This is a genomic window from Micromonospora sp. WMMA1996, from assembly GCF_002573675.1.
Taxonomy (GTDB): domain Bacteria; phylum Actinomycetota; class Actinomycetes; order Mycobacteriales; family Micromonosporaceae; genus Micromonospora; species Micromonospora sediminicola.
This window is the reverse complement of the sequence record NZ_PDHU01000001.1, coordinates 2,967,508-2,987,117: the sequence shown is the minus strand read 5'-3', so window position 1 is coordinate 2,987,117 and position 19,610 is coordinate 2,967,508. Positions and strand designations below refer to the sequence as shown.

14 protein-coding genes are annotated in these 19,610 nt (G+C 73.7%); 6 read left to right on the top strand and 8 right to left on the bottom strand.

All coding sequences use genetic code 11. The features are described 5' to 3' along the window. Positions 1–87 precede the first annotated feature (87 nt). The 3 genes from COO58_RS13620 to COO58_RS13610 are packed head-to-tail and all read left to right on the top strand — an operon-like array spanning position 88 to position 3,227. Positions 88–984 (top strand): TauD/TfdA family dioxygenase, encoded by an 897-nt coding sequence (locus COO58_RS13620; protein ID WP_218012355.1) that lies wholly within the window; start codon positions 88–90, stop codon positions 982–984. A gap of 40 nt (positions 985–1,024) precedes the next feature. Continuing rightward, entirely contained in the window at positions 1,025–2,278 is a 1,254-nt protein-coding gene (locus COO58_RS13615; protein ID WP_098745201.1) for an ATP-grasp domain-containing protein, read from the top strand. Between the two features lie 4 nt (positions 2,279–2,282). Continuing rightward, positions 2,283–3,227, top strand: a complete 945-nt coding sequence (locus COO58_RS13610) for a GNAT family N-acetyltransferase (RefSeq protein WP_091576579.1) — start codon at positions 2,283–2,285, stop codon at positions 3,225–3,227. Positions 3,228–3,439: 212 nt separating this feature from the next. Here COO58_RS13610 and COO58_RS13605 read toward each other — a convergent pair whose 3' ends face one another. After that, positions 3,440–4,351, bottom strand: coding sequence for a TauD/TfdA family dioxygenase (locus COO58_RS13605; RefSeq protein ID WP_091576577.1), 912 nt, complete (start codon positions 4,349–4,351; stop codon positions 3,440–3,442). 268 nt (positions 4,352–4,619) lie between these two features. On the opposite strand from COO58_RS13605, the gene COO58_RS13600 reads away from it, so the two are divergent. Beyond that, the gene (locus tag COO58_RS13600; RefSeq protein ID WP_091576575.1) at positions 4,620–5,897 is read left to right on the top strand and encodes an amino acid deaminase; all 1,278 of its coding nucleotides are present in this window, start codon (positions 4,620–4,622) and stop codon (positions 5,895–5,897) included. A gap of 52 nt (positions 5,898–5,949) precedes the next feature. Here COO58_RS13600 and COO58_RS13595 read toward each other — a convergent pair whose 3' ends face one another. After that, positions 5,950–6,831, bottom strand: coding sequence for a GNAT family N-acetyltransferase (locus COO58_RS13595; protein WP_218012354.1), 882 nt, complete (start codon positions 6,829–6,831; stop codon positions 5,950–5,952). Between the two features lie 13 nt (positions 6,832–6,844). Further along, positions 6,845–8,089, bottom strand: a complete 1,245-nt coding sequence (locus COO58_RS13590; protein WP_091576571.1) for a helix-turn-helix domain-containing protein — start codon at positions 8,087–8,089, stop codon at positions 6,845–6,847. A 362-nt stretch (positions 8,090–8,451) separates the two neighbouring features. On the opposite strand from COO58_RS13590, the gene COO58_RS13585 reads away from it, so the two are divergent. Together COO58_RS13585 and COO58_RS13580 are read left to right on the top strand one after the other, a co-directional pair. After that, positions 8,452–9,690, top strand: coding sequence for a fatty acid desaturase family protein (locus tag COO58_RS13585; RefSeq protein ID WP_091576569.1), 1,239 nt, complete (start codon positions 8,452–8,454; stop codon positions 9,688–9,690). Beyond that, entirely contained in the window at positions 9,687–10,820 is a 1,134-nt protein-coding gene (locus COO58_RS13580) for an aminotransferase class V-fold PLP-dependent enzyme (RefSeq protein WP_098745199.1), read from the top strand. Before COO58_RS13585 ends, COO58_RS13580 begins: the two co-directional genes overlap by 4 nt. A 43-nt stretch (positions 10,821–10,863) precedes the next feature. On the opposite strand, the gene COO58_RS13575 is transcribed toward COO58_RS13580, so the two are convergent. From COO58_RS13575 to COO58_RS13555, 5 genes are all read right to left on the bottom strand, one after another. Next, positions 10,864–12,132, bottom strand: coding sequence for a helix-turn-helix domain-containing protein (locus COO58_RS13575; RefSeq protein ID WP_091576563.1), 1,269 nt, complete (start codon positions 12,130–12,132; stop codon positions 10,864–10,866). 253 nt (positions 12,133–12,385) lie between these two features. Then, positions 12,386–13,813, bottom strand: a complete 1,428-nt coding sequence (locus tag COO58_RS13570) for a glutamine synthetase family protein (protein ID WP_176558807.1) — start codon at positions 13,811–13,813, stop codon at positions 12,386–12,388. Further along, positions 13,810–14,565 carry a thioesterase II family protein gene (locus COO58_RS13565; RefSeq protein ID WP_255292610.1) on the bottom strand — a complete coding sequence of 252 codons (756 nt, stop codon included), beginning with the start codon at positions 14,563–14,565 and terminating at the stop codon, positions 13,810–13,812. Before COO58_RS13565 ends, COO58_RS13570 begins: the two co-directional genes overlap by 4 nt. Continuing rightward, positions 14,562–16,523, bottom strand: coding sequence for a non-ribosomal peptide synthetase (locus COO58_RS13560; RefSeq protein ID WP_098745197.1), 1,962 nt, complete (start codon positions 16,521–16,523; stop codon positions 14,562–14,564). The genes COO58_RS13565 and COO58_RS13560 overlap by 4 nt, the downstream gene beginning before the upstream one ends. A gap of 50 nt (positions 16,524–16,573) precedes the next feature. Continuing rightward, positions 16,574–19,531: a type I polyketide synthase gene (locus tag COO58_RS13555; protein WP_098745196.1), complete on the bottom strand. Its 2,958-nt coding sequence runs from the start codon at positions 19,529–19,531 to the stop codon at positions 16,574–16,576. Positions 19,532–19,610: the final 79 nt, after the last annotated feature.

Below are 19,610 nucleotides of genomic sequence, written 5' to 3'. Positions count from 1 at the left end.
GAATGTTTCCCGCGCTGCCGGCCCTGGCAACGCCGGCGCGTCGGGAGGTCGTCCACGCGCACGATCATCCGAGAGAGAGGCAGTACCGTGGCGCAGACCCTCGTGGCCCCACCGGCCGTCACCGTCACCCGGCTCGCGGGCAACATCGGCGCCGAGATCGGTGGCGTCGACACCAGCGGACCGCTCAGCGACGAGGCCGTCGCCGCGGTCCGCGCCGCCCTGCTCGCGCACAAGGTGGTCTTCCTGCGGGACCAGAAGCTCGACTACGACACCCAGCGGGCGTTCGCCGAGCGGCTCGGCGAGCTGACCCTGAGCCACCCCATCTACGCGGCGCCGGAGCGTCGTCCCGCGCTGCGGGAGATGGACTCGGCCCACGGGACCAAGGCCAACCACTGGCACACCGACCTGACGTTCATCGAGCGACCGCCCGCCTTCTGCCTCCTGCACGCCAAGATCATTCCGCCGGTCGGTGGGGACACGATGTGGGCGAACTGCGTCACCGCGTACCAGTCCCTGCCGGAGCCGCTGCGCGTCCTCGCCGACCAGCTGCGCGTCGTGCACAGCAACGACTCCGACTTCACCGACGACACCGTCGACCACCGGGACGACTACGTGGCCACCCCCTACGTCGCGGAGCACCCGGCCGTCCGGGTGCACCCGGAGACCGGTGAGCGCGCGCTGCTGCTCGGCGGCTTCGCCCGCAGCGTCGTGGGGATGGCCCCGGCCGCCGGCCGCGACCTGATCCGGGTGCTGCAGGAGTACGTGACCCGGCCCGAGCAGACCGTCCGCTGGCAGTGGCGCGTCGGTGACCTGGTGATCTGGGACAACCAGGCGACCATGCACTACGCGATCTACGACTACGGCCGGGAGCGCCGACGCGGTGAGCGACTGACGACCATCGGCCGGACGGCGGTCGGGGTCGACGGGCGGCCCAGCGTCACCCTCGCCGGCGACACCTCCGCGTACAGCGCCGGACTGCGCTGACGCCGGGGCCCACGTCCGCTGCGAAGGAAGAGGCTGCGACATGAAGAACGTGCTACTGATCAACTCGGGTCGCAAAGCCGTCGCCCGCGCCCTGCAGGAGCGGGACGACATCCGGCTGTCGGTCATCTCCATGCCCGGCTACCTCGACTGGTACGACGCGGGCACCGACCTGGAGGTCGTCGACACCATCGAGAACCTGAACCTGGTCCGTCAGGCCGCCCTGCGGATCCGGGAGCGCAACCCCTTCGACCACGTGGTCGCCCCGTCCGAGTGGAGCGTCCCGGCCGGCGGGTTCGTCCGCTCCTACTTCGGCATTCCCGGGCCGAGCTTCGACGTGGCGAACGCGTTCTCCAACAAGTTCGTGATGAAGCAGAAGGTCGCCGCGGCCGGGCTGCCGGTGGCGACGTTCCGCCGGGTGAACGCGGTCGGCCAGCTCGTCGCTGTCGGCGACGAGCTGGGCTGGCCGTACGTGCTCAAGTCCGCCTTCGGCGGCGGCTCGGAGAACGTGTTCGTGGTCCGGGACGCCGCGCACGCCCGGTCGATCATGGACGGCGAGGTCCTGGCCCGGCTCGGCGAGCTGGACAGCCCGATGCTGGCCGAGGAGTTCGTCGACATCGAGACTGAGTTCCACTGCGACGGCGTCGTGGTCGACGGAACGGCCGTGTTCGCCGCGGCCTCCCGGTACTTCGCCCCGGTCCTCGACAGCCTCGGCGGCGTGATCGGCTCGTACACCCTGCCGGACGACGACCCCGAGGGCCGCCTCATCCGCGACCTGCACGACCGGGTGGTCGCCGCGCTGGGGCTGCCCGACGGCGTCACCCATCTGGAGATCCTCAAGTCGGCGCGGGGCTACCTGGTCGGCGAGGTCGCCTGCCGGACCGCCGGCGGCGGGATCCCCCTGCAACTGGAGCACCAGTACGGCGTGGACACCACCGACGCCCTCATCGCCACGTCCATCGGCGACCCGGTCGACCTGGACGTGCCGGCCCGGTCCGACCACATGATCCAGTACATGCTGCCCCGACCGGTCGGCACCGTCACCGCGATCAGCACCGCCGCCGAGCTGCGGGCCGCGCCCGGGGTGGAGTACGCGGAGATCACCACGAAGGTCGGCGACCACCTGGCCGGCCCGTTGGACTCCTCGATCTACGCCGGGATCGTGCTGATCCGGGCCACGACCGAGGCGCAGGTGTCCGAGCGGTGCGCCGAGGTGGCGCGCCGGTACCGCATCGAGGTGGCCGCCACGTCGGCCGGGCAGGCCGACCTGGCCGTCCCGGCCGAGGCGAGGGGGTGAGACGGTGCGCATCAGTGACCACCACGGGCTGGCCGTCGCCGAGATGGAGCCGGACGAGCTGGCGCGGCGGCCGTGGCGCGGCGACGACCGGCACATCGACGTGGTGCGCCTGCCGGAACCGCCCGCCGACCTCCTGCCCGAACTCACCGGGCTCGGCTTCGTCCACAAACCGGAGCTGCTGTCGTGGCGCGCCGAGCTCGGCCCGGGCGAGGAGGAGTTCCTCGCCGGGCTGGCCACCAAACCGCGTCAGGACATCCGGCGCGCGCGGCACCGGGCCGAGGCGGCGCTCACCCTGACCGTCCACGACACGTTGCCGGCGTCGCTGCTCGACCGGTTCCTGGACCTCTACCGCTCCCGGGTGGAGCAGATGACGTACGGGATCACCATCGCGTGCCGGTACCGGGACGCGATGCTGCACGGCCCGGACAAGTACTACGGCGTGTTCGCGATGGACGGCGAGGAGATCGCCGGCGGATGCCTGGTCCGCGAGTGCCCGGACGAGGACATGGCCCGTATCCGGTTCTCCGCCGTGACCGAGGAGTGGCGTCGGGCCAGCCTGGCCCGCACCCTCTACTTCGCGGCCATGCGGGTCGCCCGCGACAAGGGGTTCAAGTGGGTGACGTTGGGCGACGAGCCCAACCTGTACGGCCACCTGACCAAGGCGGGCCTGTTCCCGTTCAAGGTCGCGATGGGCTTCCACCCGGTGCCGTCGCAGGACAACCACGACCCGGAGGGCCGTGACCTCGCCGACCTGATCCTGACCGACGCGCACCTGAGCGGGCCCGGGCTGATGCTCGGGTACGCCCACGGCCGGCGGCACGAGCGGCAGCTGACCGGATACGTGATCAGCGCCGAGCCGGTGGACGTGAAGCCGATGGCGGCGCCGTTCCTGGACGGGGTGACTGTGGTGCCGCCCGGTGAGCGGGTCGCCTCGGTCCCGCCGGCCTGAGCGGCGCCGCTCCCGCACGGCCGCGGCCCCACCCCACGACGCGACGGCTCCCGGTTTCCGCCGGGAGCCGTCGCCGTTGTGCGTCGACCGTCCATCGTGGCCGCCCCACCGCGGGCCCGCGGCGGAACCGGGGCGCAACGCGGGCGTTCCCCGGTCGCGCACCGGTGGACCGGTGTGCGACCGGGGAACGGGATCGCCCGCGCCGACGGGGGCTACATGCCCGTGCCCGCCACGAACTCGGAGGTGTTGCCCTGCAGGGTGACGGCGGGAGCGCCGTCGACACCCACCGTGGTGGGGCCGGCGACGGTGACCCGCTCACCGCGGCGGTGCTCGGTGTAGTCCCTGATCGCGTAGTGCAGGGTGGCCTGGTTGTCCCAGATCACCAGGTCGCCCTTCTGCCACTTCCACCGCACCGTGTACTCGGGCTTGGTGGCGTACTCGGTGAGGATCCGGAGCAGGTCGCGACCGGCCTGCGGGGTGTAGCCGTTGACCGCCCGGGCGAATCCGCCCAGCAGCAGGCAGCGCTCGCCGGTCTCCGGGTGCACCCGGACGGCCGGGTGTTCGGCCGCGAACCGGTTCTTGAGGTACTTGGTCCGCACGTCGCCGTCGTAGGTGGCGTCGGTGAAGTCCGAGTCGTTGGAGTGGATGACCCGCAGCCCGTCGGCCAGCGTGCGCAGTCCCTCCGGCAGGTCCCGGTACGCCGCCCCGGTGTTGGCCCAGATCGTGTCGCCGCCCACCTCGGGGCAGACCACGTTGTGCAGGAAGGCGAAGGCCGGCGGGTTGTCCATGTAGGTGAAGTCGGCGTGCCAGTAGTTCGCGCGGGTGCCCTCGCCGCGGGAGTCCATCTCCCGCAGCAGCGGCTTGCCCTCGGGGCCCCCGTAGATCGGGTGGCCCAGGGTGAGGGTGCCGAACCGCTTGCCGAACGCCACCAGCTGGTCGTAGCCCAGGTCCTGCCCGCGAAGGAAGATGACCTTGTGGGTCAGGAGGGCCTGCCGCAGCTCGCCGATCACCTCGTCGCTGAGCTGCGCCCCGGCGTCGACGTCGAGGATCTCGGCGCCGATGTTGCCCGCCACCTGCCGGATCCGGACCCGGGTCGCGGTGGGGTTCTCGATGGTCTGAGTCACTGTTCCTGCCCTTCCTCGTCGGGGCCGGCGCCTGCCCGTGCGGGGCTGGGGACGGTACGTGGCGCGCCGCGGGTGGGGAGACGCACGCCCGATGCCGCCGGCCGTGGGACCCATATTGCCAACTATTGCCATCGCTGGCAATGCCGGAATCCGCAGCAGGCGCACGATGTCTCGGGCCGGCGTATCCTGAGCCGGCCACGGTGTTGGCGAGCACTTGCCACATCTGGCAAGCTCTGGCAAAGGCAACCGTGTCGTGGGAGGGCTGGAGATGATCGATACCGAGGCCGTGGCGGCGATCCGGCAGGAGCCGATCACCTGGAGATACAAGGGACTGCCGGTGGCGCTGGACGGGTGCACGGTCGCGCAGGCGGCGGAGCGCGGGCTCAACCTGTTCGAGGACGGATTCCTCGGGCCGGTGCTGGTGCTCGACGAGGCCGCCCTGAGCCACAACCTGACCACGATGGCGAAGTGGTGCGCCGACCGGGGCGTGCAGCTGGCCCCGCACGCGAAGACGACGATGGCGCCGCAGCTCTGGGCGCGCCAGATCGAGGCGGGTGCCTACGGCCTGACCGCGGCCAACACGGCCCAGCTGCGGGTGTACCGCGCGTTCGGGGTGTCCCGGGTCATCTTCGCCAACGAGTTGGTGGACCCGGCCGGGCTGCGCTGGGTCGACGAGGAACGGTCCGCCGACCCCGGGTTCGAGTTCACCTGCTTCGTCGACTCCGTCGAGGGGGTGGCCCGGATGGAGGACTCGCTGCGGCAGGTGGGCGCCGCGCCGGTGGACGTCGTGGTGGAGGTCGGCCGCACGGCGGGCCGAGCCGGGGCGCGCTCGACGGCCGAGGCGACGGCGGTGGCCCGCGCGGCGGCGGCCAGCCCGCTGCTCCGCCTGGTCGGGGTGGGCGGCTACGAGGGCGTGCTGGTCAACGATCCGTCCCCGCACAGCGTCTCGGTCGTCGACGAGTTCCTGCGCCGCATGCGGGAGCTGACCGTCGCGCTGCACCGGGAGGGGCTGTTCGAGACCGACGAGATCCTGCTCACGGCCGGGGGGAGCTGCTTCTTCGACCAGGTCGCCGACGTGTTCGCCGGCCCGTGGCCGGGCATGTCGGTGACCACCGTCCTGCGCAGCGGGTGCTACGTCACGCACGACGACGGCTTCTACCGGTGGATGTCCCCGTTCTCCCGGGGAGAGGCCGGCAACGGTTCGCTGCGACCCGCGCTGAAGCTGTGGGCGCGGGTGACCTCGCTGCCGGAGCCCGGGCTGGCGCTGCTGACCGCCGGCAAGCGGGACCTGTCGTTCGACGCCTGGCCGCCGGAGCCGCAGCTGGTCCGCGGTGCCGACGGCGAGATCCGGGAGCTGACCGACTGCACCGTCAGCGCGGTCAACGACCAGCACGCCTTCATCACGTTGGCCGCCGGGCACGGGCTCGCGGTGGGGGACTGGGTCCGGCTCGGTCTGTCCTACCCGTGCACGGCCTTCGACAAGTGGCAGCTGATCCCGGTGGTACGGGGGGAGACCGTGGTCGACTTCGTCCGGACCTACTTCTGACCACCCGGCCGGTGCGGGGCGGTGTCGACGCGTCGCCGCCCCGCCGGGCCTCCTACAGGAAGTGGCCGCTGGCCAGGTACGGCGCGGGCTCCGGCAGGCCGCGCAGCGCCAGGTAGCCCTCCTGCCCGAGGTCGAGCCGGGCGGCGAGCCCGACGTCGACCGCCCAGTGGTTGGCGGTCGTGATGCAGTTGACGAGCGTGGGCCCGCGCGACGCGGCCAGCGCCTCCCACAGCAGCGCGGACGCCGTCCGCGGGTCCTGCGCCGCCAGCAGCTTCGGCTGCCCGGTCTCCTCGTCGAGGTAGACGTACCCGAGTCGGCCCGACCGCCGCGACACCACCAGCCGCAACCGTCGGAGCATGTACTCGTGGTCGGGGCCGTGCCCGGCGCCGCGGCGGCTCTCGTCCAGCCGATCCATCCATCCGATGTCGTTGCCGTCCCCCTCGCTCAGTCCGGGGACCGCCGGGAGCGTGGACCGGTCCACCGTGCCCACCATCCGCATCTGCGGATACAGCAGGAAGCCCGCCAACCGGTAGCGGCGGGTGGCCCCGGGGTGCACGGTGGAGGAGAACAGACCCGGTCGGCCGTCGGCGTGGGCGAGGACGGCGTCCATCAGCCGCCGGCCCAGCCCGCGTCCCTGCTGTCCGGGCAGCACGCCGTAGGTGGCCAGGTACCAGAACCGACCCCGGTTCTGGGAGATCGCGAAGCCGACGAGGTCCTCGCCGTCCACGGCCACCCAACAGCCACCCGGATCGGGTTCCACCAGGTACGACATCCGGTCGATCCACTGCCCGCCCACCGCGGCGGACCGGGGCCGGACCTCCGGTTCGCTCACCCGGCGGCTGAGCCGGTCGCCCTCCAGGAAGGTCACCGCCGAGGCGCGCTCGGCGGCCGGCACGTCCTCGACCCGCATCGGCCTGACCCACGGCTGCGGCACGGTTGCGTCCCTCCTAGCCGGCGCTCGCCGGCGGTCGCGTCGTCATCTCCCGCAGCCGGGCCGGAGCGGACAGCGTCTCGGCCAGGCTGCGCCAGGTCTCCGCGGCCAGCTCCAGGTTGTGCGCGGCGGTCGCGCTCTGCGCCAGCCGTTGCAGGTGCTCGATGCCGGCCTCGGTGTCGCCCTCGACGATCCGCAGGCGGCCACGCAGCACCTCGATCCGCAACTGGTCCCGGAACGACAGGCGCCCGCCCGAGTCGTCGATCCGGCCGGCCAGTTCCCGGGCCTCGGCGAAGCGCCCCTCCTCGAACGCCAGGTGGGCCCGCAGGGAGAGCAGCTCCTGGTGGTGCAGCTCGGACCCGATCATCTCCACCACGGGGGCGACCTCGTCCAGGCGCGCCCGCGCCGCGGCGGCCTGGGCCGGCGTGCTCTGCAGGTAGAGGGAGGCGGCGGCGAACCGCAGGCGCATCCAGAGCTTGAGATCCTCGTGGCTGTCCAGCAGCCGCAACGCCCGTTCCAGCACCTCCTGCGAGGCGCGGTGGTCACCCTGGCGCATGCTGACCGTCGCCGACGCCCACAACGCCTCCACGTACGCCGTCCCCGGCGTGCCCTCGGTGAGGGCGCACAGCAGGTCGGCGTGCCGGCGTGCCTCGCCCAGTCGGCCCGCCTCGGCCTCGGTGGAGATCAGCACGTGCAGCGCGGCCGTCCGGTCCGGCAGCGCGAGCTCGGTGGAGAGCGTGACGGCCCGCTGGGCGTACTCGTGGGCCTGCACGTTGTCGCCCAGCACGCGCAGGCAGCGCGACATCCGGGTGCAGGTGCGCACCAGCAGCTCGGGCACGTCCAGTTCCTCGGCGAGCCCGAGCAGTTCGGTGAGCAGCGCGTACGCCGTCTCGTGCGCGCCCTCGTCGCTGCGCAGCCCGGCCAGCAGCCACAGGGCCTGCCAGCGCAGCTCCGGCGCGCGTCCGTCGTCGAGCCGGAGCGCCTCGGCCACCCGGTCGGCGCTGTCACGCGGGGTGCCCGACGTGACCGAGGCGAGCACGATCGCCAGGGACGTGGGCCTCGCCTGGGCGAGGAACGCCGACTCCTCGACGCCGAGCCGCTCCGCCAGGTATGCCACCACGCGTGGTGTGGGTTGCCGGGCGCCCGACTCCAGTCGGGACAGATAGCCGGTGGAGATGTAGTTCCCGGCGAGCGCAGCCTGCGACAGCCCACGCCCCAGTCGGAGGGCCCTCAAGCGTTGACCGAACTGCGGCTGTTCCAATGTCTCATCCCTGAGGTGTGGGAGACGGTGCCCTCGGCATCGTCTCCCCTCTGCCGAGACGCGGAATCACGGCAGAATGCGGACGGGTTGCGGTGTCGACAAATGCGCCCCCCGCGCCTCTTTGGCCGCTTGATCGTAGTAATGGCACAGCAGTGTTGTCAATGTCAGGCAACAGCATTGTCAAAGACGTTGCCATCCTCTACCGTCGTCGCTGGGCACCATCCCGCCCCCCAGTTCGCCACCCTTTCCGCCCGCCGACTGCGGGTCCCTCGGCCAAGCCGCCGGCGCGAGCTGGGCTGACCACCGCTGGCGGCTTTTTGCCACGTGCGCACTCGGCGCGTGCCCTCTGCGAGGAGTCTCGAATGGCCTCGGCGAACCACCTCAGCCCGCCCACCGATCTCGACTTCAGCAAGTTGTCCCCGGAGATCCGACGCGAACTGCGCCGGCTGTGCCGGCTGGACAACCACCACGGGATACTCGGCGTCCTCTTCGACTACGCGGTCATCGCGTTCGCCGTCTACCTGAGCCTGGGCGTGTCGTACTGGTTCTACCCGGTCTCCCTGGTGCTCATCGGCTCCACCCAACGCGCTCTGGTCAACCTGCTGCACGAGGCGTCGCACAAGGTGCTGGCACGCAACCCGACCCTCAACCTCGTGCTCAGCACCGTCTTCACCGGGCACCTGGTGTTCCACATGCACAACCCCTACCGCAGCTCGCACATCGGGCTGCACCACCGCTACCTCGGGGACCGGGAGAAGGACCCGGACTACAGCTTCCACGTGGAGTGCGGCATCTACGATCCGCGCGGTTCCAACCGGGCCTTCTTCCTGCGCAACATCCTGTTCGCGGTGCTCGGCCTGCGCACGCTCGAGTACGTCCGGTACGTGGTGGAGGACCGGCTGCTGTTCCGCGAGGACCAGGTGGCCGTCTCGATGCCGATGAGCCTGCGGGCCGAACGCTGGCTGCTGCTCGGCGTCTGGACGGCGCTGCTCACCCCGATCGTGTCCGGCGGCTATCTGCTCGAGTTCTTCCTGTTCTGGATCGTGCCGCTGTTCACGACCGCGGTCGCCATCGGCTGGCTGTCCGAACTGGCCGAGCACTTCCCGTTGCCGGAGAGCGAGAGCCGGCAGATCCTGATGACCCGCAACCGGCACGGCTGGGCCGTCGAACGGTTCCTGCTGGGGCGGCACAACGACAACTACCACCTGGTCCACCACCTCAACACCGGGGTGCCCTTCTGGAACATGAAGAAGGCGCACCGCATCCTGCTCGGCGACCCGGCCTACGCGCAGTGGGACGGGCTGTGGGCCGGCATCCTGACCCGCCCGCCCGGCCGCCGGGACAAGGAGACCCTGATCAGTTACGCGGCCAAGTACCGGCAGTGGCGTCGGGACGGCGGCGTGCCCGGCGATCCGGGACAGCGCAGCTTCGCCGAGATCGTCGCCCTCGGCCGGACGGCGCCGGAGGCGCGGACCGCGCCGTACCGGACCGATCCGCCGCAGGCGGAGCTGGCCTCCGTCCTCGCGTCGTCCACCGCGACGCGACCCACCCCACCGCGACAGCCGGCGGACACGCCGACACCGGCCCGGGCGCGGCGATGACGGCGGGCGCGATCCACCTCAACACCGCCGGAGCGGGCCTGCCGGCCCCCGGCGTCACCGCCGCGATGACCGGCTACCTCGACGCGGAGGCCGCCGTCGGGCCGTACGAGGCCGAACAGGCACGCTCCGCCGACCTCACCGACCGGGTGTACGCCGCGCTCGCCGCCCTCGTCGGCGCCCGCCCGGAGCACATCGCCCTGTTCGCCAGCGCCACCGACGCCTGGTGCCGGATCGCGTGCCACCTCGACGTCGCCGAGGGCAGCCGGATCTGGACCACCCCGTACGAGTACGCCGGCAACCTCATCGCCCTGCAGCGGCTCGCCGCCCGGCGCGGATGCACGCTCGAGGTGATCCCGGTGGGCGACGCCGGGGACGTCGACCTGGAGTGGATGCGCGCGCGTCTCGACGACCGGGTGGCGCTGGTCTCGGTGGTTCACATGCCGTCGGCGGTCGGCCTGATCCAACCGGTGGAGCGGATCGGCACGCTGCTCGCCGGCTCGTCGGCGGTGTACCTGGTGGACGCGTGCCAGACGATCGGTCAGATCCCCGTCGACGTCGGCGCGATCGGCTGCCACGCCCTGACGGCGGCCGGACGCAAGTTCCTCCGCGGCCCGCGCGGCACCGGGTTCGCCTACCTGCGCCCGGACCTGTGGGACCGGATCGATCCGGTCTTCTACGACCTGCACGTCGCGCAGGCGGTCTCGCTGCACGAGCACCGGCTGGACGTGGAGACGGCGGCCCGGTTCGAGACCGCCGAGCGTGGCAACGCCGCGGTGCTCGGTCTGCTCGCCGCTGCCGAGTACGCCCGCACCGCACCGGCGCCGACGGCCGAGGTCTACCCGGCGCTCACCGCCACGATCGGACAGACGCCGGGAACCCGGCTGCTGATGCCCGGCAGCCGGCACGGCGGCATCGCGTCGTTCACCCACGACCGGCTGCCGCCGGAGCGGATCCGTGACGCCTTGGCCGAGGACGGGCTCAACGCGTGGGTCGGCGTCGGCGCGCACACCCCGCTCTACCTGGCCGCGGCCGGGATCGAGCGGTTCGTGCGCACGTCGGTGCACCACTACAACGGCGTCGCCGACATCGAGGCGCTCGGTCGCTCGCTCCGGCGCGTCTGCGCCGCCTGACGCGGTGCGGCACCGGTCGTGCGAGCCGCCGCCGGGGCGGGGCTCAGCCGGTGGGGGCCCGGCCGGCGAGGGCCGGATCCCCACCGTACGGCCGGGCGAGGGTCTCCGCGAGACTGCGCCACAGCTCCGCGGCGAGTTCGACGTTGTGGGCCTGCTCGGCCTGGCGGGCGACGTCCTGCAGCGCCCGGATGCCGCCGTCGGCGTCACCGCCCAGGATGGCCAGCCGGGCCTGCAGGGCGGCGAGCTTGAGCCGGTCGCGGAACGACAGCAGGGAGCGCCGGTCGGCTGCCGCGTCGCAGATCGCGCGTGCGTCGTCGAGCCGTCCCTCGGCGAACGCCAGGTGCGCCCGCAGGCTCTGGTGCTCCTGGTGATGGCGCTCGGTGCCGATCAGCCGCAGCACCGGCTCCACCGTGTCCAGCGCGGCCCGAGCCTGCTCCGGCTGCGCCGGGGTGGTCTGCAGGTAGAGCGAGGCGGCGGCCAGGTGCAGGCGGATCCACAGGTGCAGGTCCTGCCGGCTGTTCGCGCCGGAGAGCGCCTCCTCCAGCCGGGCGATGGCGCCGGCGTGGTCACCCTGGCGGGTGCGGACCGTCGCCGCCGCCCACAGCGCCTCCACGTGCAGCGTCCCGCCGGCCGGCTCGGTGAGGCGGCACAACTCGTCGGCGTGGGTCCGGGCCTCGTCGAGCCGGCCCGCCTCGGCCAGCGCCGAGACCAGGGCCTGCAGCGTCGCCGCGCGGTCGGTGAGGGACAACTCGCCGGCGACGTCGTACGCCCGTTGCGCGTACTCCCGGGCACCGGCGGTGTCACCGAGGGTCCGCAGGCAGCGGGACAGCTGGGTCTGCGCGCGGGCCAGGAGCGGCGCGACGCCGAGCTGCCCGCTCAGCTCGACCAGTTCCTCGAGCAGGTGGCGCTGTTCGTCGCGCTCGCCCTCGTCGCCGCGGATCTCGGCGAGCAGCCAGAGCGCCTGCCACCGCTGGGCCGGGTCGTGTTGGCCGTCGGCCCGCAGCGCCTCGGCCAGCGGTTCGGCGGCGCGGTCGTGGCTGCTGGCGGAGATCACCGCGGCCAGGACCTGGGTGAACGGGGACGCCTCGACGGCGTCCACCGGGTCGGCGTTCGGATCTTCCAGGACCGAGACCGGCACGCCGAGGCGTTGCGCGAGATAGGCCACCACCCGGGGGGTCGGCCGTCGGGCGCCGGACTCGAGCCGGGACAGATAGCCGGTGGAGATGGCGCCCTCGGCCAGCGCCGCCTGGGACAGGCCACGCTTCTCGCGCAGCGCGCGAAGCCGGGATCCGAACTCGGACTGCTGCAGCATTCCCACTCCCAAGGCCAAGATCACCGACAACCGCCACGGAACTCCGCGAGGTGTGGCCGCCGGTGATGGTCGGCTCGGCATTGCCATCGCCGGTTTATGGCTGTAAAGGAGTATAGCCACCCTGACCGGGCACCGGATAAGGGTGTCGGCACAGTCGTTGCCAGCGGGTTGCCGGCTCCCACGGTCCCGCCGGACGGTGGGACCGTGGAAGAGGGTTGCCGACGCCCTTGCCGCGTCGGCAACCCTCCCGGGATCAGAAGCGGGTGTGGTAGACGGCGTAGGCCTCCGACTCGGGCAGCGCGGCCAGGTCCCGGACGTCGGCCCGCTTGATCGCGGTGTAGAGCTCCCGGCGGGGCGAGCCCAGCACGGACATCAGCAGGTCGTCACGTTCCAGCGCGTCGACCGCCTCGGCCAGGCTGCCGGGCAGGGTGGTGACCCCCCGGCGGCGCAACTCCGCGTCGGACAGGGTGTTCGGGTCGACGGTCAGCGGTGGGCCCGGATCGAGCCGCCGTCGCACGCCGTCCAGGCCGGCGTGGATGACGGCGCCCAGCGCCAGGTACGGGTTGGCGGTGCCGTCGCACGGCTTGATCTCGACGTTGGTGGTGCCGGACTCGTCACCGCCCAGCACCGACGGGACCCGCACCGCGGCCTCGCGGTTGTCGAAGCCGTAGCACCCGTAGGCGCCGGCCCACTTGCCCCGCATCAGCCGGGTGTAGCTGTTCACGCCGGCGCACAGCAGGGCGCTGAGTCCGGGTAGGTGCGCCAGCACCCCGGCGATGAAGTGGTGCGCGACGTCCGACAGCCCGCCACCGGGCGCGGCGAACGCGTTGCCGTCACGCCAGAGCGACACGTGCAGGTGGTTGCCGTTGCCGCGCAGGCCGGCCAGCGGCACCGGGGCGAAGGTGGCGTGCAGACCCCGCCGCCGGGCCAGCCCGCGGGTGATCATCCGCTGCCACACGTGGTTGTCGGCGGCCCGCAGCGCCGGCGCGGGCCGGACCGTGACCTCGTGCTGGCCCGGTGAGGTCTCCGGGTGGTACTGCTCCACCGCCACCCCGGCCGAGCGCAGCGCCCGGACCAGCGCGATCACGTAGTCGTTGGTGACGTCGAACGCCTCGTTGTCCAGGGTGAGCCCGTCGTCCAGCGGCGCCCCGTCGCGCAGGAGCGTGAACTCCGGTTCGAACGCGGCCACGACGGCGTACCCCTCCCGGGCGGCATCCGCCACGGCGTCGCGGAGGAACGCCCGCGGACACGCGCCCCATGGCGTTCCGTCCCTGGTGAGCAGGTCACCGAGAAGCGCCGCCGAGCCCGGCGCGTGCGGCAGCAGCGCCAGGGTGCCCGGGTCGCCGGCGATGCGCACCTCGTCCATGACCGCGAAGCCGGGCACCGGTTGGGCCTGGTCCAGCAGGCTGGCCGCCTGCCGGCCGACGGACAGCGGCACCCCGGACCGCAGCCGCCCGGGCAGCGACTCCCGGGACACGCCCTTGCCGCGGACGATTCCGTTGTGGTCCACCCACAGGAAGCGGACGATCTCCACGTCGTGCCGTTCGACCAGTTCCAGGACGTCCACCGCGCGGGCCGGAGCCGACCGTCGCGGCAGTTCGCCGGAGCCGGGGAGGGCTGCGCCGGAGCCGCCGCCTCCGCCGACAGCCAGCGGCGTCGGCGCGGCGGTCACGGACGTCACGGCCCGCTCCGCACCGGCACCGGCAGGCAGTCGCCGAGCAGCGCCAGCGGCGGCTCGTCCACCAGGTAGAAGTGGTCGCCGCGGACGCCGTGCTCCCGCACCGGCCCGCTGGTCAGCGTCGACCACGGGCGGCGGTCGGCGTCGTCGTCGACGTCGCCCACGATCGTCGTCACCGGGCACCGCAGCATCGGTCCCGGGCCCGGCGTGTACGCGTGGAACATCCGGCCGTCGGCGCGGACGTACGGCAGGACCAGTTCCTGGAATTCGGGGTCGGCGGCCAGCTCCGGGTCGGTGCCACCGAGCGTCAGCAGGCGCTCCACCACCGCCGCGTCGTTCAGCTCGTCCGGGTCCGACAGCTCCTCCGGCTCCGGGTAGGGCGCGTCGCGCGACCCCGACGCGAACAGGTGCAGCGGCTCGACCCCGCGCTCCCGCAGCGCGACCGCGGTCTCCAGGGCGACGGCCGCGCCCATGCTGTGGCCGAACAGGATCAGCGGGCGGTCCGCCAGCGGCATCAGGGCGTCGGTGATCTGCGCCGCGAGGCGGCGCAGATCGGCGGGGGGCGGTTCGGCGATCCGGTGCGCGCGCCCGGGATAGCAGACCGCGTGCACCTCGACGCCGGGCAGACGCCCGCCCCAGGGATGGAACATGGCGGCGGAGCCGCCGGCGTGCGGGAAACACACCAGGCGCGCCTCGGGATCGTCGAGCGTCAGCGGGCACCGCAGCCAGCGGGCGGTGTCGGGGGTCGTCGTCACAGCGCCTCCTGGGGGGTGAGCCCGGCACGACGGGCACGCAGGGCCCGTGCCCGCTGGGCGCGGGCGGCGCGGCCGTCCCCGTCGTCCGCGTCGGCGGCGTCCGGGTCACCGCCGTCGCGCAGCAGCGCCACCTGCGCCGCCACGGTGGTGTGCTGGAACAGGGCGACCACCGACAGCCGACGCCCGGTGCGCCGCTCCAGCGTCTCCCGGAGCCGGAACATCGCCAGCGAATGACCGCCCAGGTCGAAGAAGTTCACGTCGTCGGGGACGTCGTCACGCTGCAGAACCTCCGTCCACGCCGCGCTGACCTGGGCGGCCAGACCGGCCGGGTCCGTCGTGCCCGGCCCGGCCGACGCCACCGCGTCGTCGGCCGGCGGACCGGCGTCGGCCAGGCCGCGCAGGGCGTCCCGATCGGTCTTGCCGTTGGGGGTACGCGGGAAGCGGTCCAGGACCACGATGCGGCTCGGCACCATGACCGCGGGCACCCGGTCGGCCAACTGCCGTCGCAGCGCGTCCGGAGCGGGCCCGCAGGGGGCGAGGACGAAGCCGACCAGCTCGGTGTCACCGGCGGTGGGCACCGCCACGGCCTCCCGCACGCCGGGCAGCGCGCACAGCTTCGCCTCGACGGCCGCAAGCTCGATCCGGTGACCGCGCACCTTGACCTGGTGGTCCCGGCGACCGAGGAACTCCAGGGTGCCCGCACGGGTCCACCGGCACAGGTCACCGGTGCGGTACATGCGCTCGCCCGGGGTGGTCACGAACGGATCGTCGCGGAACGCCCGGGCGGTCGCGTCGGGCCGCCCGTGGTAGCCGCGGGCCACGCCGGCGCCGGCCACGTACAGCTCGCCGGGCTCGCCGACCGGCACCGGGCGCAGCCGCTCGTCCAGCACGTACGCCCGCGCGCCCGGGATCGGTCGGCCGATCGTCACCGGGGCCGGCGCGGTGAACCGGTGGTAGGTGGACCACACGGTCGCCTCCGTCGGGCCGTACTCGTTCACCAGCTCGCAGCGGCCCGCGGTCGCGGCGAAGTGCCGCTCGACCAGTTCCTGCGGCAGGGCCTCACCGGCCACGATCGCGGTCCGCAGCGAGCCGAGGCGGTCCGCGCCGGCACGCGCGGCGGCGTCGAGCAGATAGCTGTACAGCGACGGGATGCACAACAGGTGGGTGGCCCGGTGGTCGTCGATCAGCGTCACCAGCTGCTCCGGGTCGCGCACCTGCGCGCCCGTGGCCACGATCAGGCAACCGCCCGCGGTGAGCGTGCCCCACAGCCCGGCCACCGAGGAGTCGAAGCTGAGCGGCGACACCAGGAGGAACGTCGGCTCGCCCGGGTAGACCAGCCGCCGGGCCCGGGTGGACGCGGCCAGCTGCCCGTGCTCGACCACCACGCCCTTCGGCTCGCCGGTGCTGCCCGAGGTGTAGATCAGGTACGCCGGGTCGGTGAGCAGCACCGGGACGTCGACCGGCGTCTCGGCGCCGTCGGTGGCGCCCTCGGGCAGCGCGGTCGACACCAGCGGCAGGCCCGTGCCGGTCAGGCGCGCCCGGGTGTCCTCGTCGACCAGGGCCGCGGTGACCTGGGCGTCGGCGAGGATCTCGGCCAGCCGCTGGTCGGGCTGCCCCGGGTCGAGCGGCACGTAGGCGGCACCGCAGCGCAGCACGGCGAGGACAGCGGCGACCGTGGCCGTGGAGGCGTCGGCGAGGACCGCCACCCGGTCCCCGCGGCGTACCCCGGCGCGCGTCAGCGTGGCGGCGATCCGCGAGCTTGCGGCGACGAGTTCGGCGTAGGTCATCTCGTCGGCGCCGCAGCGTACCGCCGGGCGGGACGGTGCGCGTGCGGCGACCGCGGTCACCAGGTCCGGCACCGGCGTCAGCGGACGGTCCGGCAGGGGGTGGCCGAGGTGCGCCGGACCCGGCAGGTCGGCCGGGGTGCCCGACCGGGGGGCCATCGACAGCGTCGTCATGGACTAGCTCCTTCTTTCGCTGGTGACAGGGGTGTGGCGGCGGCCGGCGGTCAGCCGACCGTGACCCGGGCGCGGGTGTCGTCGTCGAGCAGGGCCCGGCACAGCGACGTGTGGTCGCCGAGCGTCGGGCGGGTCATGAGGTCGCGGATCGGTACCCGGACGCCGAGGTCCGTGCGGAGCCGGCGCGCCAGGTGGGTGACGCTCAGCGAGTCGCCGCCCAGGTCGAAGAAGTCGGCGTCGTCGGACAGCTGGTCCCGGCCGAGCAGATCGCGCCAGAGCCGGCCGACCAACGCCGGCACGTCGTGTCCGGTGGGACCGGCCGGGTGGTCCGGAACGGGGGTCGTCGTGGCGGCCACGAGCGGCGGGACACCGGCCGGCGGGGTGGGCCCGTCGGCCACCGGAGCGGCCTCGGCGGCGAGGTGGCGCGGCCCGTGGAAGGCGTAGCCGGGCAGGTGGACGCGACGCCCGGTGGGGCACGTCGCCTCGATCGCCACCGGTTGGCCCATGGTCCACAACCGGCCCAGGGCGCCCAGCACCGCCTCGTCGTCGTCGGTCCGACCGCCGCACAGCGGCACGGCGGTGAGACCGCCGCTCTCCGCCAGGGTGGACAGGGCGTGACCCGGTCCCACCTCGACCACGGCCGCGCCGGGGAACCGGCCGGCCAGCTTCTCCAGCGCCGGTCCGAATTGAACGGTGTGGCGTGCCTGCGCGGTGAACCGGGTCGCCTCGACCGGTGTGCCCGGGACGAGCACGTCGCCGTTGTTCGCGGCCCACGGCAGCGTCGGGGGTCGGAGCCGCGTCGCGCCCAGTGCCTCCCGCAGCGGCGCGTCCGCGGCGTCGACGAGCGCGGTGTGGAACGCGCGGCGGCTCCGCAGCCGCCGGGCGCGGACCCGGCCGGGAGGAAGCCCGGCCTCGAAGGCGTCCACGACGTGCGGCGGCCCGGCCACGACGGTGTGGTCGGGGGAGTTGACGGCGGCGACCTCCAGCGCCAGGCCGGAGGCGCGAATCAGGTCGTCGGCCTCGGCGCGGCCGCACGTCAGCGCCAGCATGGCGCCGGGCGGGCACTGCTGCATGGCCTGCCCCCGGACGGTCACCAGCCGGGCCGCGTCGGCCAGGTCGAGCACACCGGCCACGCACGCGGCGGTGATCTCGCCGAGGCTGTGTCCGATCACGGCCGCCGGGCGCAGGCCGAGCGCGCGCAGGGCCGCGGCGGCGGCGTGCTCCACCGCGAACAGGGCGGGCTGGGCCAGGGCGGTCTCGGCCAGTTCGTCGGCGGGGAACCGGGGGTCGTGCAGGGCGCGGCCGACCAGCTCGGCGGTGGCCGGGTCGTACGCGTCGAGCACGGTCGCCAGCGCCGGGGCGAAGCCGGGCAGGCCGGTGGCCAGTGGCCGGGCCATCCCGGGGTGCTGGGCGCCCTGGCCGGGGAAGGCGAGCACGATCGGGGCCGGGCCGGACGCGGGCACGCCCGCGCGCAGGGCGTCGCCGGACGTCAGCCGCCGGGCGAGCTGGTCGGTGTCGGCGGCGACGACGGCGAGGCGCTCGGTCAGGTGGGCCCGGCCGGTGGCCAGGGTGCGCGCCACGTCCCCGGGCTCGGTGCGGTGGGCGCCCAGGTGGGCGGCGAGGCGGGTGGCGGCCCGGTCGAGCGCGGCCCCGTCGGCGGCGGACAGCACCACCAGGCGGTGGCCCGGGTCGGCCTGGGACTGCGGGCTCGCGACCGGCGGTTGTTCCACCACCACGTGGGCGTTGGTGCCGCCCACGCCGAACGAGCTGACCCCGGCACGCCGGGGCCCGTCGCCGGGCCACGGACGGGCCTGGTCCGGCACGTACAGCGGCGACTCCTCGTGGTCCAGCAGCGGGTTGAGCGCGCCGTGGCCGGCGACCGGCGGGATCACCCCGTCCCGGACCACGAGGATCGCCTTGATCAGCCCGGCCACGCCCGCGGCGTTGTCGAGGTGCCCGGTGTTCGCCTTCAGCGCGCCCACCGCCACCTGCGCCGGGCGCGCGCCGCTGGCACGCAGCGCCGCGGACGCCGCGGCCCACTCGATCGGGTCGCCGATGCGGGTGCCGGTGCCGTGGCTCTCCAGGTATCCGATGGTCTCGCCGCCGACGTCGGCGGTCCGCAGGGCGGCGCGGATCACCGCCTGCTGGCCCTCGACCGAGGGGGCGTAGTAGCCGACCTTCGCCGACCCGTCGTTGTTGACGGCGGTGCCCAGGATGACGCCGTGCGGCGCCGGGCCGTCGTCGAGCGCGTCGGCGAGGCGCCGCAGCACCACGCAGGCGACGCCGGACCCGGCGACGATGCCGTCGGCGCGGGCGTCGAACGGGCGGCAGTGCCCGGTGGGGGAGTGGATGCCACCGGGCACGTGCAGGTGACCGGCCTGCGGGAAGGCCATCCCGGCCGCGACCACGAGCGCCTGGTCGCAGTCGCCGTTGAGCAGCGCCTGCACGGCGAGGTGCACTGCCACCAGCGACGACGAGCAGGCGGTCTGCACCGCCAGCGCCGGGCCGTTCAGGTTCAACCGGTACGACAGGAGGCTGGCCAGGAAGTCGGGCTGGGTGCCGTGCAGCGCGTCCTCCAGCGTCAGCGGCGTGAGCCGACCGCCGGCCACCATCCGCCGGAGGTAGTCGCTGCTGCTGGCGCTGGCGTACACGCCGGTGGTCAGCCCGGTGTCGAGCGGGTTGACTCCGGCGTCCTCCAGGGCCGACCAGGCGCACTCCAGCATCAGCCGGTGCTGCGGGTCGAGCATCTCGGCCTCGCGGGGACTCATCCGGAACAGCGCGTTGTCGAACCGGTCGGCGTCGGCGAGGTGTCCGTGCACCGGCACGTAGTCCGGGTCGTCGAGCAGGTGCCGGGGCACGCCCTCGGCAGCCAGCTCGTGCCGCTGGTAGCGGCGGGTCAGAACCTGTCCGTCGGTGAGAGCGGACCACCACCGGGTCAGCTCGGGTGAGCCGGGGAACCTCCCGGCCATGCCGGATACGGCGATGTCGAGGGAACGGTCGCGCGCCATGCACCCACCTTTGATCAGTCACCAGGCGCACCGTCCGGCGTGGAAGATGCGGCCTCGATGCCCGGACTTGCCAGTAGGT

Excerpts from the sequence above, each read along its gene's own strand:
- COO58_RS13585 (WP_091576569.1), top strand. The coding sequence starts at position 8,452 with ATGGCCTCGGCGAACCACCTCAGCCCGCCCACCGATCTCGACTTCAGC.
- COO58_RS13575 (WP_091576563.1), bottom strand. The coding sequence starts at position 12,132 with ATGCTGCAGCAGTCCGAGTTCGGATCCCGGCTTCGCGCGCTGCGCGAG.
- COO58_RS13600 (WP_091576575.1), top strand. The coding sequence starts at position 4,620 with ATGATCGATACCGAGGCCGTGGCGGCGATCCGGCAGGAGCCGATCACC.
- COO58_RS13560 (WP_098745197.1), bottom strand. The coding sequence starts at position 16,523 with ATGACGACGCTGTCGATGGCCCCCCGGTCGGGCACCCCGGCCGACCTG.
- COO58_RS13580 (WP_098745199.1), top strand. The coding sequence starts at position 9,687 with ATGACGGCGGGCGCGATCCACCTCAACACCGCCGGAGCGGGCCTGCCG.
- COO58_RS13555 (WP_098745196.1), bottom strand. The coding sequence starts at position 19,531 with ATGGCGCGCGACCGTTCCCTCGACATCGCCGTATCCGGCATGGCCGGG.
- COO58_RS13615 (WP_098745201.1), top strand. The coding sequence starts at position 1,025 with ATGAAGAACGTGCTACTGATCAACTCGGGTCGCAAAGCCGTCGCCCGC.